Source organism: Variovorax gossypii, assembly GCF_003965815.1.
Classification (GTDB): Bacteria; Pseudomonadota; Gammaproteobacteria; order Burkholderiales; family Burkholderiaceae_C; genus Variovorax; species Variovorax gossypii.
In genome coordinates this window covers 826,141-847,979 of the sequence record NZ_RXOE01000001.1, presented here as the reverse complement: position 1 = coordinate 847,979, position 21,839 = coordinate 826,141, and the positions used below count along the sequence as shown (strand labels likewise).

The window sequence follows — 21,839 nt, the reverse complement described above, 5'->3', positions numbered from 1 at the left end:
AGGTCGGGCGAGGCGCGGTCGGACGACGACCGGTCAGGCCCGCAGTTCACCGGCCGCGACCGTGTGGGCCTCGATCTCGACCAGCAGGTCGCTGCGGCAGATGTCGGCTTCGAGGTACACGGCATGGCGCGCCATCGGCGCATCGGCACCGAGCGCGCCTTCGAGGATGCCGCGCACCGTCTCGGTGTCGGACGGATGCCGCACGTAGACCACGCAGTCGAGCTCGGCCAGCGAGAACTTCGCGCTGCAGCGTTCGTTGGCGGCGGCTATCACCGCCTGCAGGTTGCGCAGGGTCTCGCGCGTTTGCTCCTGCACGTCGCCGTGGTGCACGGTCTCGTGGCCCACGATGCTCGCAGTGCCGGAGATGAAGAGGGCGATGTTGCCGTCGCCGATGTCCGCCAGCGCGGCGCGCGAGAAGGTCGGCGAGCGCGGGCCGTAGGTTTCGGGATAGCGGTAGGCCGAGACCTGCCGGGGGTTCTCGACCGGCAGCGGCGCGCGCTGACCGGCCAGGAAGCGGATCGACAGCGCGCCCTGGTGAATGCCCAGGGCGCAGGCGGCCGGGGCACCCTCGAAGGCGGCGCGGCCTGCTTCGAGGAAGGCTTCCTGTCGGCCGAGGTTGAACTGGCGGTAGCGCTCCAGCCCGCCGCCGTCGGCGTTGATCTGTGGCAGGTAGTTCCAGATGCGCTGCAGGTGCGGCGTGCCGGCCTGGTCGAGCGTCTTGAACAGGTCGCGATAGGCGCGGTGCGCGAGTTCGGCCAGGCCCTGCTTCTCGGCGGCTTCGTCGAGGTCGATGGCGCCGAGCAGCCAGTGCCCGTCGGTGCGCCAGCGCGCGATGCCAGTGGTGCCCGACCTGACGTGCGAGCCGTTGCTCACGTGCCAGACGTCGGCCATGGCGCCGGTGGCCGACAGCACGCGTGCGTTGACGGTCGGCATCCATGCCACGCCGTGCGGCGTGCCGTAGCCGAGCGCGGCGAATGGGGCCTTGCCGCCAGCGGCCAGCGCCAGGCTGGCGGGCAGCGAAAGGCGCTCGACGCGCAGATGGGAAGTGGAGGTTTCGTCCTGAGCTGGCACTGTCAACTGGCCTCGACGGTGTGTTCTGGTTTGGTGGCGGTGTAGACCGAGAAGACGCCGAGGCTCGTGTGCCGGCGCACGTCGCGCAAGCCCGCGGCGGCCAGCGCCTGCATCACCCGCTCGGGAGGAATGCAGGCCTCGATCGTGTCCCAGTAATAGCGCCACAGTTCGGATGTGTTGCGCTGGCGGCCGATCACGCGGGCGATCAGCGGCACCACGGCGCGCATGTAGCCCCTGAGCAGCGCCGTCGCGACGCGGCCCTCGGGCTTGGTGATCTCGAGCACCGCCACGCGCCCGCCGGGGCGCAGCACGCGGTGGAATTCGGCGAAGGCGGCGGCCACGTCGCTGATGTGGCGCATGGCATAGCCCATGCTCACGAAGTCGCAGCTGGCGTCGGGCCGGGGCAGGGCCTCGGCCACGCCGCGCACCAGCTCGACGCCGGGCAGCCTGACCTGGCTCATCATGCCGGCGCTGGGGTCGACGCCGACGAGCTGGCCCATCGAGCCGATGAGCTTCAGCGCCTCGCGCGCGACCAGCCCGGTGCCGATGCCCACGTCGAGCACCCTCATGCCAGCCGAGAGCCCGGCCTGCTGCAGCGCCGCACGGCGGTACGAGGGGCCCGTTCCCAGGGCCAGCACGCTCTCGATGCGGTCGTAGTCGGCCGCCGTGCTGTCGAAGATGCGCCTCAGGAACGCCTGATGCTCCGCCTCGGTGCTGTAGTACAGCGGCAAAGGTGCGTGCGGTGGCAGGGCGTCGGGATTCCCGGGCCCGACGGAAGGCGATGGCGTCATCGAACAATTATCACCAAAAGCATTGAGCCGAATTCCGGTCCCCCGGGACCGGCGTTGTGTGCGCCGGACAGTAAACTCGGGGCCTGCTCGGATTGACACAGAAACACAGGACAGCGAGATAGAAAGCCATGGCCGGACATAGCAAGTGGGCGAACATTCAGCACCGGAAGGGCCGCCAGGACGAGAAGCGGGGCAAGCTCTGGACCCGCGCCATCAGAGAAATCACGGTGGCCGCCCGTGCCGGCGGCGCCGACCTGAGCGGAAACCCCCGGCTGCGGCTGGCGGTGGAAAAGGCCAAGGCGGTCAACCTGCCCATCGACACCATCAAGCGCAACATCGACAAGGCCACGGGCAACCTCGAAGGCGTCAATTACGAAGAAATTCGTTACGAAGGGTACGGCATCGGCGGCGCGGCGATCATCGTCGACACCATGACCGACAACCGCGTGCGCACCGTGGCCGAAGTGCGCCACGCGTTCTCCAAGCACGGCGGCAACATGGGCACCGAAGGCTCGGTGGCCTTCCAGTTCAAGCACTGCGGCCAGATCATCTTTGCGCCGGGCACCAGTGAAGACAAGGTTATGGAAGTGGCGCTCGAGGCAGGCGCCGAGGACGTCATCACCGACGACGACGGCGCCATCGAGGTGCTCACCGCCGTGGCCGACTTCGAATCCGTGAAGAACGCGCTCGAAGCCGCCGACCTGAAGCCCGATGCGGCCGAAGTCACCATGCGCGCCGAGAACACCGTGGACGTGACCGGCGAGGACGCCGCAAGAATGCAGAAGCTTCTCGACGTGCTCGAGGACCTGGACGACGTGCAGGACGTGTATCACAACGCCTCGCTGTCCGAGTGAGCAGCCGTCGCCGAATGAATGTTTGTTGAATCACAGCGAGAAATGAAGGCCCGCGAATGAAGGTACTGGTAATTGGGGGAGGGGGCCGCGAACACGCTCTCGCATGGCGACTGGCTCAGGCTGCCCGGGTCAGCCGCGTGTACGTGGCGCCGGGCAACGGCGGCACGGCGAGCGACGAGCGCTACGACTGCATCGACATCACCGAGCCCGCCGCGCTGCGCGAGTGGGCCATCAAGGAAAAGATCGCGCTGACCGTGGTCGGCCCCGAGGCGCCGCTGGCTGCCGGCGTGGTCGACGAGTTCCGCGCGCACGGCCTGCGCATCTTCGGCCCGACGCAGGCGGCCGCGCAGCTCGAGAGCTCGAAGGCCTTCTCCAAGGCCTTCATGAAGCGCCACAAGATTCCGACGGCCGAGTACGAGGCCTTCACCGACGCCGCGGCCGCGCATGCCTACATCGACGCCAAGGGTGCTCCCATCGTCGTCAAGGCCGACGGCCTGGCGGCGGGCAAGGGCGTGGTGGTCGCCATGACCGCGCAGGAAGCGCACGAGGCCGTCGACTTCATGCTGGTCGACAACAAGTTCGGCAATCCATTGGGAATTCAGCACAACGAAGGCGGCGCGCGCGTCGTCATCGAGGAATTCCTGCAAGGCGAGGAAGCCAGCTTCATCGTGCTTTGCGACGGCAAGAACGTGACCGCGCTGGCCACCAGCCAGGACCACAAGCGCCTGCTCGACAACGACGAAGGCCCCAACACCGGCGGCATGGGCGCGTATTCGCCCGCGCCCGTGGTCACGGCCGAGGTGCATGCGCGCGCCATGCGCGAGATCATCCTGCCGACCATCCGCGGCATGGAAAAGGACGGCATTCCGTTCACCGGCTTCCTCTACGCCGGCCTGATGATCGACGCCACCGGCCACCCGAAGACGCTCGAGTTCAACTGCCGCATGGGCGATCCCGAGACGCAGCCGATCATGATGCGCCTGAAGTCCGACCTGTTCGAGGTGTTCTGGCACGCCACCGACGGCACGCTCGACCAGGTCGAGCTGCAGTGGGACCGTCGCGTGGCGCTGGGCGTGGTGATGGCAGCGCACGGCTATCCACTCTCGCCGCGCAAGGGAGACCGCATCACCGGCATTCCGGCCGAGGCGCCCGACGCGGTGGTGTTCCATGCGGGCACCACGCTCGACAACGGCGAGCTCAAGACCAGCGGCGGCCGCGTGCTCTGCGTGACCGTGCTGGCCGACAGCGTGAAGCAGGCGCAGCAGCGGGCCTACGAGGTCGCGGCGCGCGTCAGCTTCGACGGCGCGCAGTACCGCAAGGACATCGGCTTCCGCGCGGTGCACGCGCGCAACCCTCACGGCTCCTGATGCAGCAGACCAATCCGGCGGCCGTCGGCGAATACCTGCGCGGGCTGCAGCATTCGATCATCGCGGCGGTCGAGAAGGCCGATGGCGGCACCTGTGTGCGCGACGCCTGGCAGAAGGCGCCCGGCGAGCCGCTCCAGGGCAATGGCCTGACCTGCATCCTCGAAGGCGGCGAGCTCTTCGAGCGCGCGGGCTGCGGCTTCTCGCAGGTGCGCGGGCCGAAGCTGCCGCCCTCGGCCACGCAGAACCGACCCGAACTCGCGGGCGCGCCCTTCGAGGCGATGGGCGTGTCGCTGGTGTTCCACCCGCGCAATCCGTACGTGCCCATCGTGCACATGAACGTGCGCATGCTGGCCGCGCTTCCCGAAGGCGGCGAGCCGGTCTGCTGGTTCGGCGGCGGCATGGATCTCACGCCGTGCTACGGCTTCGAGGAAGACGCGGTGCACTTCCACACCGTGTGCCGCGATTCGCTCGCCGCTTTCGGCGACGACAAGTACCCGCGCTTCAAGACCTGGTGCGACGAGTACTTCTTCCTGAAGCACCGCAACGAGCAGCGCGGCGTCGGCGGCATCTTCTTCGACGATTTCTCCGAAGGCGGCTTCGAGAACGGCTTCGCGATGATCCGCTCCGTGGGCGACTCTTTCCTGCCGGCCTACCTGCCGGTCGTCGAGCGCCGCCGCGCCACGCCGTACTCGGAGCGCGAGCGCAATTTCCAGCTCTACCGGCGCGGCCGGTACGTGGAGTTCAACCTCGTGTGGGACCGCGGCACGCACTTCGGCCTGCAGTCGGGCGGACGCACGGAGTCGATCCTGCTGTCGATGCCGCCGCTGGCGAGCTGGGCCTACCAGCAGCAGCCTGAGCCGGGCAGCCCCGAAGCCGCGCTGTACAGCAACTTCATCGTCCGTCGCGACTGGCTGTGAACCCTTCTTCCGGCAAGACACCGCGCCGCATCGGCGTTTTCGGCGGCGCGTTCGATCCGCCGCACAACGCCCATGTGGCACTTGCGGAAGCCGCCATGGCGCAGCTCGATCTGGACGAGCTGCATGTGATTCCCACTGGCCAGGCCTGGCACAAGAGCAGGGCGCTCACGCCGAAGGAAGACCGGCTCGCCATGACCCGGCTGGCTTTCGGCGACCTGAAGGGCACCGTCGTCATCGACAGCCGCGAGGTGCTGCGCGACGGCCCCACCTACACGCTCGACACCCTGCACGAACTTCAGGGCGAGCAGCCGGGCGCGCAGCTGGTGCTGATCATGGGCGCCGACCAGGCGAGCGCGCTGCCGACCTGGCACGGCTGGCAGGATATACTCGGCATTGCTATTGTTTCTGTAGCGTATCGCGCACTATCGACGGGTAACACTGCCCGTTTTGATCCGAAATCACTGCCCGGCCTCCCGGCTGGCGCGCGTTTCGAGGCGCTCGAACTGCCTCCCATGGACATCAGCGCCACCGAGATCCGGAGGCGCGCGGCGCTCGGCGTGGACATTTCCTCGCTGGTTCCGCCCACGGTTGCACGCTATATTGACCAACACCACCTCTACCGCTCTGCCTGATGACCACTGAAGCCGCCGCAAAGAAAGACACCCAGAAACTCCAGCGAGCCATCATCGATGGCCTCGAAGACGTCAAGGCGCAGGACATCAAGGTATTCGACACCGAGCATCTTTCGCCGCTGTTCGAGCGCGTGATCGTCGCATCGGGCACCTCCAACCGCCAGACGAAGGCGCTGGCCGCCAGCGTGCGCGACGCGGTGCGCGAAGCCGGCTTCGCCAAGCCGCGCGTGGAGGGTGAGGACAACGGCGAGTGGATCATCGTGGACTGCGGCTCGGCCGTGGCGCACATCATGCAGCCCGCCATCCGCCAGTACTACCACCTGGAAGAGATCTGGGGCGACAAGCCGGTGCGAGCCAAGCTCGGCGGCGTCAAGCCTGCGGCAGCCACTGCATCCAAGGCTGGTGCCGAGGAAAAGAAGGCCGCCAAGGAACCGACGCTGCGCCGCTCGAGCGCCGCCAAGACCGCCATCCGCGCGGCCGAGCAGGAAGCCAAGGCTGCGAAGGCTCCGGCCAAGAAGACCGCCGCGAAGAAGGCGCCCGCCAAGAAGACCACCACGGCACGCGTGCCGGTCAAGGTCGTGGGCAAGCCCGCCGCCAAGAAGCCTGCCGCGAAGAAGACGACGGCCGCCAGGAAGGCGCCAGCCCGTCGCGCATGAAGCTGCTGGTGGTCGCCGTCGGGCAGCGCATGCCCGATTGGGCTCAGACTGCCTGGGACGACTACGCCAAGCGTTTTCCGCCCGAACTCAAGCTCGAGCTGCGCGCCGTCAAGACCGAGCCGCGCGGCTCCAAGACACTTGAAACGCTCTACGCCGCCGAACGCGAGCGCATCGAAGGCGCGATCGCGCGCGGCATGCGCATCGTCGTGCTCGACGAGCGCGGCACGGCGCTGACCACCAAGGCGCTGGCCGCGCGCCTGCAGGCATGGCAGGGCGAGGGCGATGACGTCGCGCTCGTCATCGGCGGGCCCGACGGGCTCGATCCGGCCTTCAAGGCCGCGGCCCACGAACGCATCCGCCTGTCCGACCTGACCCTGCCGCACGCGATGGCGCGGGTGCTGCTGGTCGAGCAGCTGTACCGGGCGTGGTCGGTCAACGCGGGCCATCCTTACCACCGCGAATGACGAACGCCGACGGGCAGGTCGCGTTGCTCGAGGAAAGAGGCCATGCGCTGGTGCCGGCGCTGTTGCCGCACGAGCTGCTCGATGCCACGGCGCAATCGCTCGATCACTGGTTGGGGCAGGCGGCGGGCAGCCGCAACCTCCTGGCCCATCCGTCGTGCAGCGAGATGGCCATCCAGCTGAAGGCGCGGCTTTCCGGCATGGACCTGCTCGATGCATCGTCTGTTGCCGTGCAGTGCACGCTCTTCGACAAGACCGCCGACAGGAACTGGCTGGTCGCTCTTCATCAGGACACATCCATCCCCGCCTCGGGCGCCGGCATGCCCTGCGTCATCAAGGAGGGCGAGCCGTACGTGCAGCCCCCGATCGACGTGTTGCAGTCGCTGCTCGCCGTGCGTGTGCATCTGGACGACTGCGGCGCCGATGCCGGGCCGCTGCGTGTCGTGCCGGGCAGCCACCGCGCCGGCCGTCTGGACGGCGACGAAGCGCAGGCGTTGCGAGCCGCCCATGGCGAAACCGTCTGCACGGCGGCGCACGGCGACGCCTTGCTGATGCGCCCCTTGCTGCTGCACGCCTCGTCGCGCGCGAAGTCGCCGGCACGCCGGCGCGTCCTTCACTTTCTGTTCGGACCCGCGAGCCTGCCGCAGGGGCTGGTCTGGAACCACGTCGTGGCCGGCGAACAGCCGACGCCACAGGAGATTTGAGCCTTGCCGGATTTCATCTACCTCGCCTCGCAGAGCCCGCGCCGCGCCCAGTTGCTCGGCCAGCTCGGTGTTCGCCATGAACTGCTGCTGGCCGATGCCGACGAGGATGTCGAGTCGCTCGAAGCCGCGCTGCCCAACGAGGCGCCGGCCACCTACGTGCAGCGCGTCACCGGCCTGAAGCTCGATGCCGCCGTGGCGCGGATGCGCAAGCGGGGCCTGGCGGATGCACCGGTGCTCTGCGCCGACACCACGGTCGCGCTCGGCCGCACCATCCTCGGCAAGCCCGAGGACGAAAAGGACGCCGAGCGCATGCTGCGGATGCTTTCGGGCACCACGCATCGCGTGCTGACCGCGGTGGCGCTGCACCACGGCAGGAAGAGCCATGCGGCGCTCAGCGTGTCGCGCGTGCGCTTTGCCGATATCACCAGGGCGCAGGTCGCCCGCTATGCCGGAAGCGGCGAGCCGCTGGGCAAGGCCGGCGCCTATGCCATCCAGGGCGCGGCGGCAGCGTTCGTCGAGCACATCAGCGGGTCCTATTCGGGCATCATGGGACTCCCCATGTTCGAGACGGCAGGGCTGCTTCGAAACGCCGGCTTCAAAACCTGAGAATTCCATGCAAGACATCCTGATCAACTGGTCTCCGCAGGAGACCCGCGTGGCGCTGATCGAGCACGGTGCCGTGCAGGAGCTGCACGTCGAACGCACGCTGGAGCGCGGGCTGGTCGGCAACATCTACCTGGGCAAGGTGTCGCGCGTGCTGCCGGGCATGCAGTCGGCCTTCATCGACATCGGCCTGGAGCGCACCGCCTTCCTGCACGTGGCCGACATCGTGGCGCCGTTCACGCCGGGTTCTCGGCCCAGCGCGCCGGCGCCGGAGCGCGACCACCGCAACGGCGGGCCGATGGTGCCCATCGAGAAGCAGGTGTTCGAGGGCCAGTCGCTGCTGGTGCAGGTCATCAAGGACCCCATCGGCACCAAGGGCGCGCGGCTTTCCACCCAGATCAGCATCGCCGGGCGGCTGCTGGTGTTTCTCCCGCAGGACAACCACATCGGCGTGTCGCAGAAGATCCCGGCGGAGCAGCGCGAGTCGCTGCGCAGCCGGATGCTGGCGCTGATCGAGGCAGCGGCGGCGGCCGACAGCGGCGGCGTGGTGCCGGCCAACACGGGCGGCTTCATCCTGCGCACCAACGGTGAGGATTCGAGCGACGCCGAGCTGGCCGAGGACATCGCCTACCTGCGCAAGACTTGGTCGCGCATCCGCGAGGCCTCGATGCGCATGCCGCCGATGTCGCTGCTGCATCAGGACCTGAGCCTGCTGCAGCGCGTACTGCGCGACATGACCGGCGAGGAGACGCAGACCATCCGCATCGACTCGCGCGAGCAGTTCGACGTGTTGCTGAAGTTCGGCCTCGAATTCATGCCCAAGGCGGCCGGCAAGCTGCAGCACTACAAGGGCGAGCGGCCGATCTTCGACCTGTATTCGGTGGACGAGGAAATCGCCAAGGCGCTGGGCCGGCGCGTCGACCTCAAGTCGGGCGGCTACCTCGTGGTCGACCAGACCGAGGCGCTGACCACGGTGGACGTGAACACCGGCGGCTTCGTCGGCGCGCGCAACTTCGACGACACCATCTTCAAGACCAACCTCGAGGCGGCGCAGGCCATCGCGCGCCAACTGCGGCTGCGCAACCTGGGCGGGATCATCATCGTCGACTTCATCGACATGGGCCGCGACGACCACCGCGAGCAGGTGCTGGCCGAATTCCGCAAGCAGCTCGCACGCGACCGCGTGAAAACCACGGCGGGCGGCTTCTCGCAGCTGGGGCTGGTGGAAATGACGCGAAAGCGCACGCGCGAGTCGCTGGCGCACATGCTTTGCGAGCCCTGCATCGCCTGTGGCGGGCAGGGCATCGTGAAGACCGCGCGCAGCGTGGCCTACGACGTGATGCGCGAGATCCTGCGCGAGGCGCGGCAGTTCACGCCGCGCGAGTTCCGCATCGTGTCGTCGCCGCAGGTGATCGAGCTCTTCCTCGACGAGGAGAGCCAGCACCTGGCAGGGCTGAGCGATTTCATCGGCAAGCCGATCTCGCTGCAGGCCGAGCCGGCGATCGGGCAGGGGCAGTACGACATCGTGCTGTTGTGAAAAATAAGGTCGTTAGCACGCATACTTTCTTGTTTATGAGGGGCTCATCTACGTGCCTTTGTTGGGTTCATTCTCCCGAAAGCTAATTGCATGATCGTCACACATCTGAAGTTGAAAAATTGGCGAAATTTTCGTGAAGTTGATGCTCCTCTGCGAGAGCGAACCTACTTGCTCGGAGCTAATGCGTCAGGAAAATCCAATCTTCTCGACGTATTTCGATTTCTCCGTGACATCAGCAAGCCTCAGGGTGGGGGGCTTCAAAAAGCAATCCATGATCGAGGAGGGATTCAGAAGCTTCGCTGCCTACATGCTCGCAAAGACCCTGAGGTGAGAATCGAAGTTCACTTGGCTGACAGCGCGGATGATCTGAAACCCCTTTGGAGGTACGTGTTAGGTTTCAAACCTGAAGGCAAAGGAGCACAGCGGACGCTCATTTCCGTCGAACAAGTCTGGCATGAGGGAAAGCTGATACTTGATCGACCTGACAAAGATGATCGAGTGGATGTAATGCGGCTCACGCAAACAGCGCTTGAACAGATTCAAGTCAACGCAAAATTTCGTGATCTCCCTACCTTCTTTGCAGAAACGAGCTACTTGCATCTGGTTCCCCAGCTATTGAAGTACGCCGATCTTCTAGGGGGGCAGCGACTCGAAGATGATCCTTTTGGACAGGGCTTTCTGGAGCGCATTGCTCAAACCTCACCAAAGACACGCGATGCACGCCTGAACAAAATCGGGAAAGCGTTAGCTCTTGCTGTTCCTCAGTTCAAGGAGCTTCGCTATGTACCAGATAAGGCAAATGGGCGACCGCACCTTGAAGCTATGTATACGCATTACAGACCGAATGCTGGTTGGCAGCGAGAGGACCAATTTTCAGATGGAACTTTGCGCCTGCTCGGTCTGCTCTGGGTTCTGCTCGAAGGCGAGTCGCTCCTATTGCTTGAAGAACCGGAGCTTTCGCTCAACGACGCAATAGTTCGAGAGATTCCCCGCTTACTACAGAGCATTCAGAGAGACAAGAAGCGGCGCTCACGTCAAGTGCTGGTCAGTACGCACAGCGAGGCTTTGCTAAGTAATACTGGGATTGATGGCCGTGGCGTGTTGTTGTTGGAGCCTGGGCAGGAAGGCACAACAGTGCGACCTGTTAATCCAAAAGAGTCTGTCGCTTTGAAGAGCGGACTTTCAATTGCAGAAGTCATTCTTCCCAAGACCCGACCCAAGGCAACCGAGCAGCTGGGGCTCTGGTAATGACTTGGCTCGTGCTTGCAACGGAAGATGAACTTAGTGAAACCGTAGGTCTTTGTCTGGCAGCCGAAGCCGGATTGGAAGTTGGTCAACAACTTCGCCGCGGAGGATTTGGGTACCTGAAGAGTAGGCTGCGGAACTTTTGCGAGATTGCTTTGCACCAGCCGGTTTTCTTGCTCACCGATCTTGATCGTACGAAGTGTGGGTCGACGCTTGTCGACAAATGGATGGGGGATTTGGAACGGCCGGAGAATTTTGTCTTCCGAGTGGCAGTTCGAGAAATTGAGTCATGGCTACTGGCTGATCACGATGCAATCCGAAGTCTGCTGGGCGGTCGCGTTGGCAGATTGCCTTCAGATCCGGATTCTTTACCCGATCCGAAGCAGGCCCTGCTGGCTCTCGCTGCACGCGCCCCTAGAGATATTCGGGATGACCTCGTTGCGACCGAGGGAGCACTCGCATCTCAAGGTCTTGGGTACAACGCGCGGCTTTGCCATATGGTTCGGCAAAATTGGCAGCCCGCTCGAGCGGCAGATCGTTCTGCCAGTCTTGCAAAGGCAAGAATGCGATTGAAGGAACTTGCGGAGCGCATCGGGTAGAGCGAGGCTTACCCGACGGTCACGCTGCCGAACGGGATCAGAGCGTCGGATCCTGCCCCGGCGAGGCGCTGCGCATCGCCAGCGTCTGCAGTCGTGCATAGAGCCCGTCGAGCGCCATGAGCTGCTCGTGGCTGCCTTGCTCGGCGATGCGGCCCTGTTCCATCACGATGATCCGGTCGGCGTGCTGGATGGTCGAGAGGCGGTGCGCCACGATCAGCGTGGTGCGGTTCCGCATCAGGCGCTGAAGGGCGTCCTGCACAAGCCGTTCGGATTCGGTGTCGAGCGCCGAGGTGGCCTCGTCGAGCAGCAGCACGGGCGCGTTCTTGTAGAGCGCGCGGGCAATGGCGAGGCGCTGGCGCTGGCCGCCGGAGAGCTGGGTGGCGTTGTGGCCCAGCACCGTGTCGAGGCCCTGTGGCAGGCTCTCGACGTGCGTGCTCAGGTTGGCCGCTGCTATGCATTCCATCACGCGCTCACGGTCGATCTCGGCGCCCAGCGCCACGTTGGCCGCGAGTGTCTCATTGAGCATCACCACGTCCTGGCTCACCATCGCGAACTGGGCGCGCAGGCTCTTGAGCTGCCATTCGCTGGTGTCGTGGCCGTCCAGCAGCACCTGGCCGCCGCTGGGCTGCACGAAGCGCGGCAGCAGGTTGACCAGCGTGGTCTTGCCCGACCCCGATGGGCCGACGAAGGCCACCACCTGGCCGGGTTCGATGGTCAGGCTCACGCCGTCGAGCGCGCGCTGCTCGTCGTCGCCGCGGTAGCTGACCCGCACGTTGCGCAGCTCGATGCGGCCCTGGGCATGCTCGATGCTGAATGTGCCCTGCGACTCGGGTGCCACGTCGTCGATCAGGATCAGCCCGCGTTCCAGCGCGGCGAGGCCGCGCGTGATCGGCCCGGCCACCTCGGCAAGGCGGCGGATGGGCGCGATCAGCATCAGCATGGCCGTGATGTAGGCGACGAAGCCGCCCACGGTGAAGCCCTGCTTGCCGCTTTGCCAGAGCGCGATCATCACCACCACCGAGAGCGCCAGCGAGGCCATCATCTGCGTGAGCGGCGTCGTGGCCGCCTGCGCGATGGTCGATTTCACGGCCAGCCGGTTCAGGCGCTGGCTCAGCTGCTCGAAGCGGCGGCCCTGTGCGCCTTCCGCGCCGTGCAGCCGCACCACGCGGTGGGCGAGCACGTTTTCCTCGACCACGTAGGCCAGCTCGTCGGTGGCCTGCTGGCCCTGCTGGGTAAGGCGGTAGAGCCGCTTGGAAAACACTTTCATGATCCAGGAGATGCTGGGCACCAGGAAGGCGACGATGAGAGTGAGCTTCCAGTTCAGGTAGATCAGGTAGCCCAGCAGGGCAACCAGCGTGAAGCCGTCGCGCGAGAGGCCGAGCAACGCCTGCACCAGCAGCATCGCGCCGGTCTGCACTTCATAGACCACCGTGTTCGACAAGGCGCTGGCCGATTGCCGGGCGAACAGCGCGAGCTCGGCGCCGAGCAGCCGCTCGAACAGCACGCGACGCAGCTTCTGCATGCCTTCGTTGGCGATGCGCGAGAGCGCATACTGGGAAATGAACTGTGCGATGCCGCGCACCGCGAACAGCAGCAGCACGGCGGCGGGCACGAACCACAGAGGCATCTCGCCGCGCGTGAAGCCCCGATCGAGCAGGGGCTTCAGCAGAGCAGCCATCAGCGGCTCCGTGATGGCTGCCAGCAGTGCCCCGCTCAATCCGAGAGCCCACCATTGGCGGGAGCCGCCGAACCATGTCATGAGTCGCGCCAGACGGCGCATCAGGGGAGGGCGTGCGTTCTCGCCGCCGGGGGATGCTTGCATGGCGGCGGATTCTACGGGGCCCCTCGTGCGGGGCTTGCCGCAGCCGCGTCTGTAGGACTGCGCTGACGGATAAACGTTTTGTGACGGCGGCCCCAAGCCAGTGTGTAACATGTGGCCCGTTGAAGCAGGGGAGAACTTTTCACCCCGAAACCTCTCCGAACCGCATGAACAAGCCGTTGCCAGCTCAAATTCCAACTCCTTCTTCATCGCTATTTGCACGCCGCACAGTCATAGCGGCCCTCGCTGCCACCCCCATGATTCCCGCTCTGGCCCAGTTCCGGGTCGAGGTTTCCGGGGTGGGGCTCACGCAGTTGCCGATCGCGCTCGTTCCCTTCAAGGGACAGGAATCCTCCCCGCAGAAGATCTCCGACATCGTCCAGGCCGACCTGGAGCGCAGCGGCCAGTTCCGTGGCGTCGATGCTTCGGGCCAGGCTCTCGACGAGGCATCGCGCCCCGATCTTTCCCTGTGGCGCCAGCGCACGGCCGATTCGCTCGTGGTCGGCAGCGTCACGCGTCTGGCCGACGGCCGCTTCGACGTGCGTTTCCGCCTGTGGGACGTGGTGAAGGGCCAGGACCTGGGTGGCCAGAGCTACACAGTTCCCCAGGGCGACCTGCGCCTGGCTTCGCACCGCATCGCCGACTACGTGTACGAGAAGCTGACCGGCGAAAAGGGCATCTTCTCGACCCGCATCGCCTACGTCACGAAGGCCGGCAGCCGCTACTCGCTGTGGGTGGCCGACGCCGACGGCGAGAACGCCCAGGCCGCACTCGCCAGCCCCGAACCCATCATTTCTCCGTGCTGGTCGTCCAATGGCCAGCAACTGGCCTACGTGTCCTTCGAGTCGCGCAAGCCCGTGGTGTACGTGCACAACGTGGCCACCGGCCAGCGTCGCCTGCTCGCGAACTTCAAGGGCTCCAACAGCGCTCCGGCATGGGCGCCCGACGGCAATTCGCTCGCCGTCACGCTCAGCCGCGATGGCGGCTCGCAGCTTTTCTCCATTCCGGCCAGCGGCGGCGAACCGCGCCGCCTGACCCAGAGTTCCAGCATCGACACCGAGCCGGTGTACTCGGCCGACGGCGGCACGATCTACTTCGTGAGCGACCGCGGCGGTGCTCCCCAGATCTACAAGATGAGCGCCGGCGGCGGCAGTCCGACCCGGGTGACCTTCAGCGGCACCTACAACATCTCTCCGTCTGTCAGCGGCGATGGCCGGTGGTTGGCCTACATCTCGCGAGTGGGCGGCGCCTTCAAACTCCACGTGATGGAGTTGGCAACCGGCAACGTCAGCGCGATCACCGACACCTCCGCGGACGAAAGTCCGAGTTTTGCTCCGAACAGCAAGCTGATCGTCTACGCAACGCAGTTGCAGGGCCGCGAAGCCCTGATGACGACCACGCTCGATGGAAAAATAAAGGCACGACTGGCGGGACAGGCGGGAGACATCAGGGAACCGGACTGGGGTCCGTTTCAAAAGCAATGACTAAGGTTTATTTGAGGAGTTTTCAAAAATGTTGAAACGTACGATCTATTCGCTGGCCATCGTGGCTCTCATCGCCGGTTGCTCGTCGGGCACCAAGCTCAACGAAACGCCGGTGACCGACCGTTCCGGCACCGCCGGCGGCCAGCAGGGCGCCAGCACCGTGGCTCCTGTCACCATCGATCCGACCGCGGGCACCGCGCAGGGTCCGGTGGGCGTGGCGCGCATCGTGTATTTCGACTACGACAGCTACACGGTCAAGCCCGAGTTCCAGTCGGTGATCGACGGCCACGCCAGGTTCCTGAAGGCCAACCCGCAGCGTCGCATCTCCATCGAAGGCCACACCGACGAACGCGGCGGCCGCGAGTACAACCTTGCGCTGGGCCAGAAGCGTTCCGAAGCCGTGCGTCGCGCGCTGACCCTGCTGGGCGTGAACGACAACCAGATCGAGGCCGTGAGCTTCGGCAAGGAAAAGCCTGCCGTCACCGGCTCCGGTGAAGAAGTCTGGGCGCAGAACCGTCGCGCCGAAATCCGCTACACCCGGTGATGCCACGCGTCATGCTGAGAGGCGCGGCGCTGGCCGCTGCCTTGCTTTGCGTCTCGGCGGCGTCGCAGGCCGCGCTGTTCGAGGATGACGAGGCTCGCCGCGCCATCCTCGACCTGCGCCAGCGCGTCGAGGCCATGCGCCAGCAGACCGACCAGCGGCTGACCGACGAAAACGGCCAGCTGCGCCGCAGCCTGCTCGACCTGCAGAACCAGATCGAGCAGATGCGAGGCGACCTGGCTCGCATGACCGGCCAGAACGAGCAGCTCACGCGCACGCTGAGCGAAATGCAGTCGCGCCAGACCACCATCGACGACAAGCTCAAGCAGAGCGAGCCTTCGAAGGTGTCGGTGGACGGCCGCGAGTTCAATGCCGACCCGAAGGAAAAGGCCGATTTCGAGGCCGCCCTCGGCGTGTTCCGCTCGGGCCAGTTCGCGCAGGCGCAGACCGCGTTCGCCGAATTCGTCAAGCGCTACCCGCAAAGCGGCTACAACGCCTCGGCGCTGTTCTGGCTGGGCAATGCGCAGTACGCCACGCGCAACTACAACGAGGCCATCGCGAACTTTCGCTCCATGCTCTCGCTCGCGCCCGACCATGCCAAGGCCCCCGAGGCCGTGTTGTCGATCGCGAACTGCCAGATCGAGCTGAAGGACACGCGCGCCGCGCGCCGCACGCTGGAAGACCTGACCAAGGCCTACCCGCAGTCGGAAGCCGCGCAGGCCGGCCGCGAACGTCTCTCGCGCCTGCGCTGATGCGGGCGGAGCATTCCGCTTGAGCACCATCATCGCCAACGCGTCCATCACCACTCTTCCTCCAGCCGCCGCGGATGTCGTCACCGACACCGCGGCGCCTGACTTTGCGCGCCGCTTCGGCGGGCTCGAGCGGCTGTACGGCGTGGTCGGCGCCGCGCGCATCCGTGATGCGCACGTGCTGGTCGTCGGCATCGGCGGCGTGGGCTCGTGGGCCGTCGAGGCGCTGGCGCGCAGCGGAGTGGGGCGGCTGACCATGATCGACCTCGATCACGTGTCGGAGTCGAACATCAACCGCCAGATCCATGCGCTGGACGCGACCGTGGGGCAGGCCAAGGTCGAGGCCATGCGCGATCGCATCGCGCAGATCAACCCCGAGTGCAAGGTGCAGGCCATCGACGATTTCGTCGAGCCCGGCAACTGGCTTTCGCTGCTCGAGGCTGCGCAGGCTGCGAACGGACCGGCAACGGCCGTCATCGACGCCTGCGACCAGGTGAAGGCAAAGGTGGCCATGGCGGCATGGGCGCGCGCGTCCCGCAGCAGCTTCGTCACGGTCGGCGCAGCGGGCGGCAAGCGGCAGGCGCACAAGGTCGACATCGAAGACCTGTCGCTGGTCACGCACGACCCGCTGCTGGCCCAGCTCCGCCAGCGCCTGCGCAAGGAGCACGGCGCCCCGCGCGAGGGCCGCAAGATCGGCGTTGCCTGCGTGTTCAGCCGCGAGAGCGTGGCCCCGCCGGATGCCTCGTGCGCCATCGAAAGCGGCGACGGTTCGCTCAACTGCCACGGCTACGGATCGGTGGTCAGCGTGACCGCGACTTTCGGTCAATGCGCGGCAGGTTGGGTTCTGGACAAAATCGCGTCCAACGTCGCGCTATAATCTTTGGCTTTGCCGGATATCACTTCCGGTAAAAAGCAAAAAATGGTTCCGGGACGTTAGCTCAGTTGGTAGAGCAGCGGACTTTTAATCCGTTGGTCACTGGTTCGAATCCAGTACGTCCTACCAGACCCCCTTCAAAATCCTCAAGTGCCTGCGACGCTTGAGGATTTTTTCATGGTCGATGTGAAATCCGGGGCGAGTTGGGAGCCCGCGCAGTGGAGCAGCCCATGCCAGGACACGACAGTGATACTCGCGGTTGATGTCGACTACCAGGGCGCCGGCGGTGTAGCTGCCGGCGTGCTGCTTCGTAACTGGAGCGATGCTGTTGCGGCGCGAGAGATCGTCGTTCGCATTCCTGCCGTCGCCGAGTATGTTCCCGGCGAGTTTTTCCGGCGCGAGCTGCCGTGCATCGAGGCTGTGCTGAAGGAAGTCCGCGAGCCCCTCGAATGCATCGTCGTCGACGGCTATGTGACTCTCGGCGATCCGCCGCGGGATGGCCTCGGTGCAGCGCTCTGGAACAAACTGGAGCGAGCGGTACCGGTCGTCGGCGTGGCGAAGACGAAGTACCTCGGTGTTCCGCTGGAGGCCTTCCTTTTTCGCGGGGGCAGCAGCCGGCCGCTCTTCGTCACGGCGGCCGGAATGACCTGCGACGAAGCGAAGCGCCGGGTGTTGTCGATGGCGGGAAAGCACAGGCTGCCGGACATGCTCAAGCATGTCGACGGAGTGGCTCGAAGAGGCATGGGGTCCGATCCTGCTCGGGCGGCAGGCTAGGCGATCAGCTGCTCAGTCTCCACATCGAAGAAAACCACCTTCGCCAGATCGACAGAAAACCGGGCCCGAGCGCCAGCCGACAGCGCCACATCCGGCGGCAGCCGCGCCGTGAAGTCATGCCCGTCGATGTCCAGCAGCACCAGCGTGTCCGCGCCGGTCGGTTCGACCACCTGCACACGCGCTTCCAGATGGCAATGCGAGGGGCCGGGCTCCATGCTCCCGGCGGCCAGGTCCACGGCCTCGGCTCGCAGTCCGACGATCACGTCCCGCCCGGCCAGTACGACCTGCGGCACCGCGGACAGCACACCCGGCGGCAGCTTGATCGCCGTAGCCCCGACACCGCCATCGCCGCCCACCAGCTGCAACTCGCCATGCCGCTCGCTCGCCATCCGCATCTTCAGCAGGTTCATCCGCGGCGACCCCATGAAGCTCGCCACGAAGGTATTCGCCGGCCGGTTGTAGACCTCGTGCGGCGTACCCAGTTGCTGCAGCACGCCGCCCTTCATCACCGCGATGCGCGTGGCCAGCGTCATGGCCTCGATCTGGTCGTGCGTGACGTAGACGATGGTGGCGTTGAGCCGCTGGTGCAGCTTCTTGATCTCGGTGCGCATGTCCAGCCTGAGCTGCGCGTCGAGGTTGGACAGCGGCTCGTCGAACAGATAGAGCTGCGGCTCGCGCGCCAGCGCACGCCCGATCGCCACGCGCTGGCGCTGGCCACCGGAGAGCTGGCGCGGCTTGCGGTCCATCAGGTGGCCGATCTGCAGCAGCTCGCCGACTTTCTTCACGCGCTCGGCGCGCGTGGCCTGGTCGACCTTGCGCATCTCCAGCGGAAACTCGATGTTCTTCGCCACTGTCATGTTGGGGTAGAGCGCGTACGACTGGAAAACCATCGAGATGTTGCGCTCGGCCGGTGCTGCGCGCGTGATGTCGCCGCCGTTGAGCTGCAGCCGGCCTTCGGTGGGCTCTTCCAGCCCCGCGATGATGTTCATCAGCGTACTCTTGCCGCAGCCCGAGGGGCCGACGAGCACGAGGAACTCACCGTCTTCCAGCGCGATGGAGATGTCGTGCAGGATATGTACAGGGCCGAAGCTCTTGCGGATGCCAATCAAGTCCAGGGATGCCATTCACTACCTAACAAGCTAACTAGCCTTTGACCGAGCCGGCCATGAGGCCGCGCACGAAGTACTTGCCGGAAACCAGATACACGATGAGCGTCGGCAGCGCCGCGATGAAGGCGCCCGCGAAGTGCACGTTGTATTCCTTCACCCCCGTGGAACTGTTGACGAGGTTGTTCAGCGCCACCGTGATGGGGAAGGAGCTGTAGTCGCTGAACGAGGCCCCGAAGAGGAACTCGTTCCAGATGTTGGTGAACTGCCAGATCACCGTCACCACGATGATCGGCGTGCTGTTGGGCAACAGGATGCGCCACAGCACGCCGAAGAAGCCCGCGCCGTCCATGCGCGCCGAGCGCACCAGCTCCTGCGGAAACGCGGCGTAGTAGTTGCGGAAGAAGAGGGTGGTGAAGCCGATGCCGTACACCGTGTTGACGAACACCAGCCCCGTCACCGTGCCCGCGATGCCCAGCAGGCCCAGCGTCTTGGCCATCGGGATCAGCACGATCTGGAACGGGATGAACACCGAGAACAGCATCGCCGCGAACAGCAGGTGCGCGCCGCGCACCCTGAACTGCGTGAGGATGTAGCCGTTCACCGCGCCGATCAGCGTTGACAGCACCACGCCCGGCACCACCAGCAGGAACGAGTTGATGAAGTAGGGCTTGAGCCCCGTGGGCTGCACGCCGATCTGCGCGGTGCTCCAGGCGGCGCGCCAGGGCGCGAGGGTCCAGTCGAGCGGCAGCGTCATCAGGTTGCCGTTGCGGATCTCCTCCAGCGGCTTCAGCGAGTTGACGACCATCACGTACACCGGCATCAGGAACACCAGCGCCATCACGGCCAGCAGCGCGTAGAGCGCAAGGCGCAGGCTTTTCTCAGCCATTGTTCTTCGCTCCCCGCATCTCGCGCAGCAGGTAGGGCACCACCACGACGCTGATCGCAATCAGCATCAGCACCGAGCTCGCCGCGCCCACCGCCATCTCGTTGCGCGCGAAGGTGTACTGGTACATGAAGACCGAGGGCAGCCAGGTCGAGCGGCCCGGCCCGCCGTTGGTCAGCGCGATCACCAGGTCGTAGGACTTGATCGCCATGTGCGCCAGGATCACGAAGGCCGAGACGAACACCGGCCCCAGCTGCGGGATCACGATGCGCGCGTAGATCTGCCAGGTGCGCGCGCCGTCCACGCGCGCGGCGCTGATCTGCTCGCTGTCCACGCCGCGCAGGCCGGCCAGGAACATCGCCATCACGAAGCCGGAGGTCTGCCACACGGCGGCGATGACCACGCAGTAGATGGCCATGTCGCCGTCCTTGATCCAGCCGAAGGAGAAGCTGCTCCAGCCCAGGCTCTGCAGCGTGTGCTCCAGGCCGACGCCGGGGTCGAGCAGCCATTTCCAGGCCGTGCCGGTGACGATCAGCGAGAGCGCCATCGGGTAGAGGAAGACGGAGCGCAGCACGCCCTCGGCGCGGATCTTCTGGTCGATCAGGATCGCCAGCGCCAGCCCCAGCACCATCGCGATGACGATGTAGAGGCCGGCGAACACCGCGAGGTTGCGCAGCGACACCTCCCAGTTCTCCAGCCCGAGCAGCCGTTGGTAGTTCGCCGTGCCTGCCCACTCGGCGGTGGGCAGCATGGTCGACGCCGTGAACGACAGGTACACCGTGAACATGATGTACCCGTACACGCAGACCAGCACGAGCAGGGCGCTGGGGCTCAGCAGGAGCCGGGGGAGCAGGTTGTCGTGAGCTTTCAAGAGTGGCAGGGATCAGTTCTTTGCCGCCGATGCCAGCGCCGCCACCGCCTTCTTGTCGTCGAGCTGCCCGTTGAAGTGCCGCGTGATCACGTCGTAGAACGCGTTCTTGATCGAAGCCGGCACCGCGTGCCCGTGCGCCATGGAGCCGACCAGCGTGTTGCCCTGGCTGGCCTCGGCCACGTCCTTGATGGCCTTCTTGCCGCAAGCATCGAAGGCGGTGTCCGACACGTCGGTGCGCGCAGGCGCGGAGCCCTTCACCACGTTGAAGGCCGACTGGAAACCCGGCTCCATGATCGCGGCGGCCAGCTTCTGCTGCGCGGCCTCCTTGTCGGCGTCCTTCATCTTGAACATCACGAACTGGTCGGTGTTGAAGGTGACCACGCCCTGCGTGCCAGGAAAGCGGAAGCAGGCGAAGTCCTTGCCCGGCGTTTGCTTGGCGTTGACGAACTCGCCCTTGGCCCAGTCGCCCATCACCTGGAAGCCGGCCTTGCCGCCGATCACCATGCCCGAGGCCACGTTCCAGTCGCGGCCCGAGAAGTCCTTGTCGACCAGCTTGCGCAGCTGGCTCATGCGCTGGAACACCTTCTCCGTGGTCGGCGAGGCGATGATCTTGCCGTCGAGCTCGATGAAGACCTTGCGGTAGTAGTCGATGCCGCCGGTCGACAGCGCCACGCTCTCGAACAGCGTCGCGTCCTGCCATGGCTGGCCGCCGTGCGCGATGGCGACGAAGCCTGCCTTCTGCACCTTCTCGGCGGCGGCGATGAACTCGTCCCAGGTCTTCGGCTCGGCCGTCACGCCGGCCTTGGCCAGCACCGCCTGGTTGGCCCACACCCAGTTGGTCGAATGGATGTTGACGGGCGCGGCGATCCACTTGCCGTTGAACTTCGAGAACTTCTGCAGCGCGGGGGGCACCACCTTGTCCCAGCCGCCTTTCTGGGCGAGCGCGTTGAGGTCGGCCACCACGCCCTGCTTGCCCCAGTCGAGGATGTCGAAGCCCAGCATCTGCGAGGCGGTGGGCGGGTTGCCCGAGGTCACGCGCGCCCGCAGCGCGGTCATGGCGGCTTCGCCGCTGCCGCCGGCCACGGGCATGTCGTTCCACTTCACGCCCTGTTTCTCGAGGTTGCCCTTGAGCACGTTGAGCGCGCCGGCCTCGCCGCCGGAGGTCCACCAGTGCAGGACTTCCACGCTCTGCTGCTGGGCAATGGCGGCGCCGCTTCCCATGGCGAGGCACAGGGCGGCAATGGCGAATCGGGATGTGTTCATCTGCTTGTCTCTTCTGTTGTCTGGATTGCCGGATT

General features: G+C 65.8%; 23 protein-coding genes and 1 tRNA gene. 17 read left to right on the top strand and 7 right to left on the bottom strand.

What is annotated here, in order from left to right:
* Positions 1–33: 33 nt before the first annotated feature.
* Positions 34–1,071: a chorismate transformation FkbO/Hyg5 family protein gene (locus EJP69_RS03850; protein WP_093195376.1), complete on the bottom strand. Its 1,038-nt coding sequence runs from the start codon at positions 1,069–1,071 to the stop codon at positions 34–36.
* Between the two features lie 2 nt (positions 1,072–1,073).
* Positions 1,074–1,862 (bottom strand): class I SAM-dependent methyltransferase, encoded by a 789-nt coding sequence (locus EJP69_RS03845; protein ID WP_126468776.1) that lies wholly within the window; start codon positions 1,860–1,862, stop codon positions 1,074–1,076.
* A 128-nt stretch (positions 1,863–1,990) separates the two neighbouring features.
* Between EJP69_RS03845 and EJP69_RS03840 the strand changes: the two genes are divergently transcribed.
* From EJP69_RS03840 to EJP69_RS03790, 11 genes are all read left to right on the top strand, one after another.
* Entirely contained in the window at positions 1,991–2,716 is a 726-nt protein-coding gene (locus EJP69_RS03840; protein ID WP_126468775.1) for a YebC/PmpR family DNA-binding transcriptional regulator, read from the top strand.
* A gap of 56 nt (positions 2,717–2,772) precedes the next feature.
* Entirely contained in the window at positions 2,773–4,083 is a 1,311-nt protein-coding gene (gene purD, locus EJP69_RS03835) for a phosphoribosylamine--glycine ligase (RefSeq protein WP_093195373.1), read from the top strand.
* Positions 4,083–5,000 (top strand): oxygen-dependent coproporphyrinogen oxidase, encoded by a 918-nt coding sequence (hemF, locus tag EJP69_RS03830; protein WP_126468774.1) that lies wholly within the window; start codon positions 4,083–4,085, stop codon positions 4,998–5,000. The genes purD and hemF overlap by 1 nt, the downstream gene beginning before the upstream one ends.
* Positions 4,997–5,632, top strand: coding sequence for a nicotinate-nucleotide adenylyltransferase (nadD, locus tag EJP69_RS03825; RefSeq protein WP_126468773.1), 636 nt, complete (start codon positions 4,997–4,999; stop codon positions 5,630–5,632). The genes hemF and nadD overlap by 4 nt, the downstream gene beginning before the upstream one ends.
* Positions 5,632–6,288 (top strand): ribosome silencing factor, encoded by a 657-nt coding sequence (rsfS, locus tag EJP69_RS03820; protein ID WP_093195370.1) that lies wholly within the window; start codon positions 5,632–5,634, stop codon positions 6,286–6,288. The genes nadD and rsfS overlap by 1 nt, the downstream gene beginning before the upstream one ends.
* Positions 6,285–6,752, top strand: a complete 468-nt coding sequence (gene rlmH, locus EJP69_RS03815; protein WP_126181685.1) for a 23S rRNA (pseudouridine(1915)-N(3))-methyltransferase RlmH — start codon at positions 6,285–6,287, stop codon at positions 6,750–6,752. The genes rsfS and rlmH overlap by 4 nt, the downstream gene beginning before the upstream one ends.
* Positions 6,749–7,453 carry a phytanoyl-CoA dioxygenase family protein gene (locus EJP69_RS03810; RefSeq protein ID WP_126468772.1) on the top strand — a complete coding sequence of 235 codons (705 nt, stop codon included), beginning with the start codon at positions 6,749–6,751 and terminating at the stop codon, positions 7,451–7,453. Before rlmH ends, EJP69_RS03810 begins: the two co-directional genes overlap by 4 nt.
* Positions 7,454–7,456: 3 nt before the next feature.
* The gene (locus EJP69_RS03805) at positions 7,457–8,059 is read left to right on the top strand and encodes a Maf family protein (RefSeq protein ID WP_126468771.1); all 603 of its coding nucleotides are present in this window, start codon (positions 7,457–7,459) and stop codon (positions 8,057–8,059) included.
* Positions 8,060–8,066: 7 nt separating this feature from the next.
* Entirely contained in the window at positions 8,067–9,593 is a 1,527-nt protein-coding gene (rng, locus tag EJP69_RS03800) for a ribonuclease G (RefSeq protein WP_093195367.1), read from the top strand.
* Between the two features lie 90 nt (positions 9,594–9,683).
* Entirely contained in the window at positions 9,684–10,841 is a 1,158-nt protein-coding gene (locus EJP69_RS03795; RefSeq protein WP_126468770.1) for an AAA family ATPase, read from the top strand.
* Positions 10,841–11,437: a DUF4276 family protein gene (locus EJP69_RS03790; RefSeq protein WP_126468769.1), complete on the top strand. Its 597-nt coding sequence runs from the start codon at positions 10,841–10,843 to the stop codon at positions 11,435–11,437. Before EJP69_RS03795 ends, EJP69_RS03790 begins: the two co-directional genes overlap by 1 nt.
* Positions 11,438–11,474: 37 nt before the next feature.
* On the opposite strand, the gene msbA is transcribed toward EJP69_RS03790, so the two are convergent.
* Positions 11,475–13,259 carry a lipid A export permease/ATP-binding protein MsbA gene (gene msbA / locus EJP69_RS03785; RefSeq protein ID WP_126468768.1) on the bottom strand — a complete coding sequence of 595 codons (1,785 nt, stop codon included), beginning with the start codon at positions 13,257–13,259 and terminating at the stop codon, positions 11,475–11,477.
* Positions 13,260–13,513: 254 nt separating this feature from the next.
* Here msbA and tolB point away from each other — a divergent pair, with 254 nt between their 5' ends.
* The 6 genes from tolB to EJP69_RS03755 all read left to right on the top strand — a co-directional run bounded on the left by tolB (position 13,514) and on the right by EJP69_RS03755 (position 17,678).
* Positions 13,514–14,740, top strand: coding sequence for a Tol-Pal system beta propeller repeat protein TolB (gene tolB / locus EJP69_RS03780; protein ID WP_218152970.1), 1,227 nt, complete (start codon positions 13,514–13,516; stop codon positions 14,738–14,740).
* A gap of 28 nt (positions 14,741–14,768) precedes the next feature.
* Positions 14,769–15,284 carry a peptidoglycan-associated lipoprotein Pal gene (gene pal, locus EJP69_RS03775; protein ID WP_093195364.1) on the top strand — a complete coding sequence of 172 codons (516 nt, stop codon included), beginning with the start codon at positions 14,769–14,771 and terminating at the stop codon, positions 15,282–15,284.
* Entirely contained in the window at positions 15,284–16,033 is a 750-nt protein-coding gene (gene ybgF, locus EJP69_RS03770) for a tol-pal system protein YbgF (RefSeq protein ID WP_093195363.1), read from the top strand. Before pal ends, ybgF begins: the two co-directional genes overlap by 1 nt.
* A gap of 46 nt (positions 16,034–16,079) precedes the next feature.
* Positions 16,080–16,907 (top strand): tRNA threonylcarbamoyladenosine dehydratase, encoded by an 828-nt coding sequence (locus tag EJP69_RS03765; protein WP_420824202.1) that lies wholly within the window; start codon positions 16,080–16,082, stop codon positions 16,905–16,907.
* A 50-nt stretch (positions 16,908–16,957) separates the two neighbouring features.
* Positions 16,958–17,033 (top strand) — tRNA-Lys (locus EJP69_RS03760).
* Positions 17,034–17,054: 21 nt separating this feature from the next.
* Positions 17,055–17,678: an endonuclease V gene (locus tag EJP69_RS03755; RefSeq protein WP_206169281.1), complete on the top strand. Its 624-nt coding sequence runs from the start codon at positions 17,055–17,057 to the stop codon at positions 17,676–17,678.
* Here EJP69_RS03755 and EJP69_RS03750 read toward each other — a convergent pair.
* Genes EJP69_RS03750 through EJP69_RS03735 form a run of 4 tightly spaced genes read right to left on the bottom strand, consistent with a single transcriptional unit; the run spans position 17,675 to position 21,762 of the window.
* Positions 17,675–18,802 carry an ABC transporter ATP-binding protein gene (locus EJP69_RS03750; RefSeq protein ID WP_126468766.1) on the bottom strand — a complete coding sequence of 376 codons (1,128 nt, stop codon included), beginning with the start codon at positions 18,800–18,802 and terminating at the stop codon, positions 17,675–17,677. The genes EJP69_RS03755 and EJP69_RS03750 overlap by 4 nt on opposite strands.
* Before the next feature lie 19 nt (positions 18,803–18,821).
* Positions 18,822–19,673, bottom strand: coding sequence for a carbohydrate ABC transporter permease (locus EJP69_RS03745; protein ID WP_126468765.1), 852 nt, complete (start codon positions 19,671–19,673; stop codon positions 18,822–18,824).
* Positions 19,666–20,541, bottom strand: coding sequence for a carbohydrate ABC transporter permease (locus tag EJP69_RS03740; RefSeq protein WP_126468764.1), 876 nt, complete (start codon positions 20,539–20,541; stop codon positions 19,666–19,668). The genes EJP69_RS03745 and EJP69_RS03740 overlap by 8 nt, the downstream gene beginning before the upstream one ends.
* Positions 20,542–20,553: 12 nt before the next feature.
* Positions 20,554–21,762 carry an ABC transporter substrate-binding protein gene (locus tag EJP69_RS03735; protein ID WP_420824201.1) on the bottom strand — a complete coding sequence of 403 codons (1,209 nt, stop codon included), beginning with the start codon at positions 21,760–21,762 and terminating at the stop codon, positions 20,554–20,556.
* Positions 21,763–21,839: the final 77 nt, after the last annotated feature.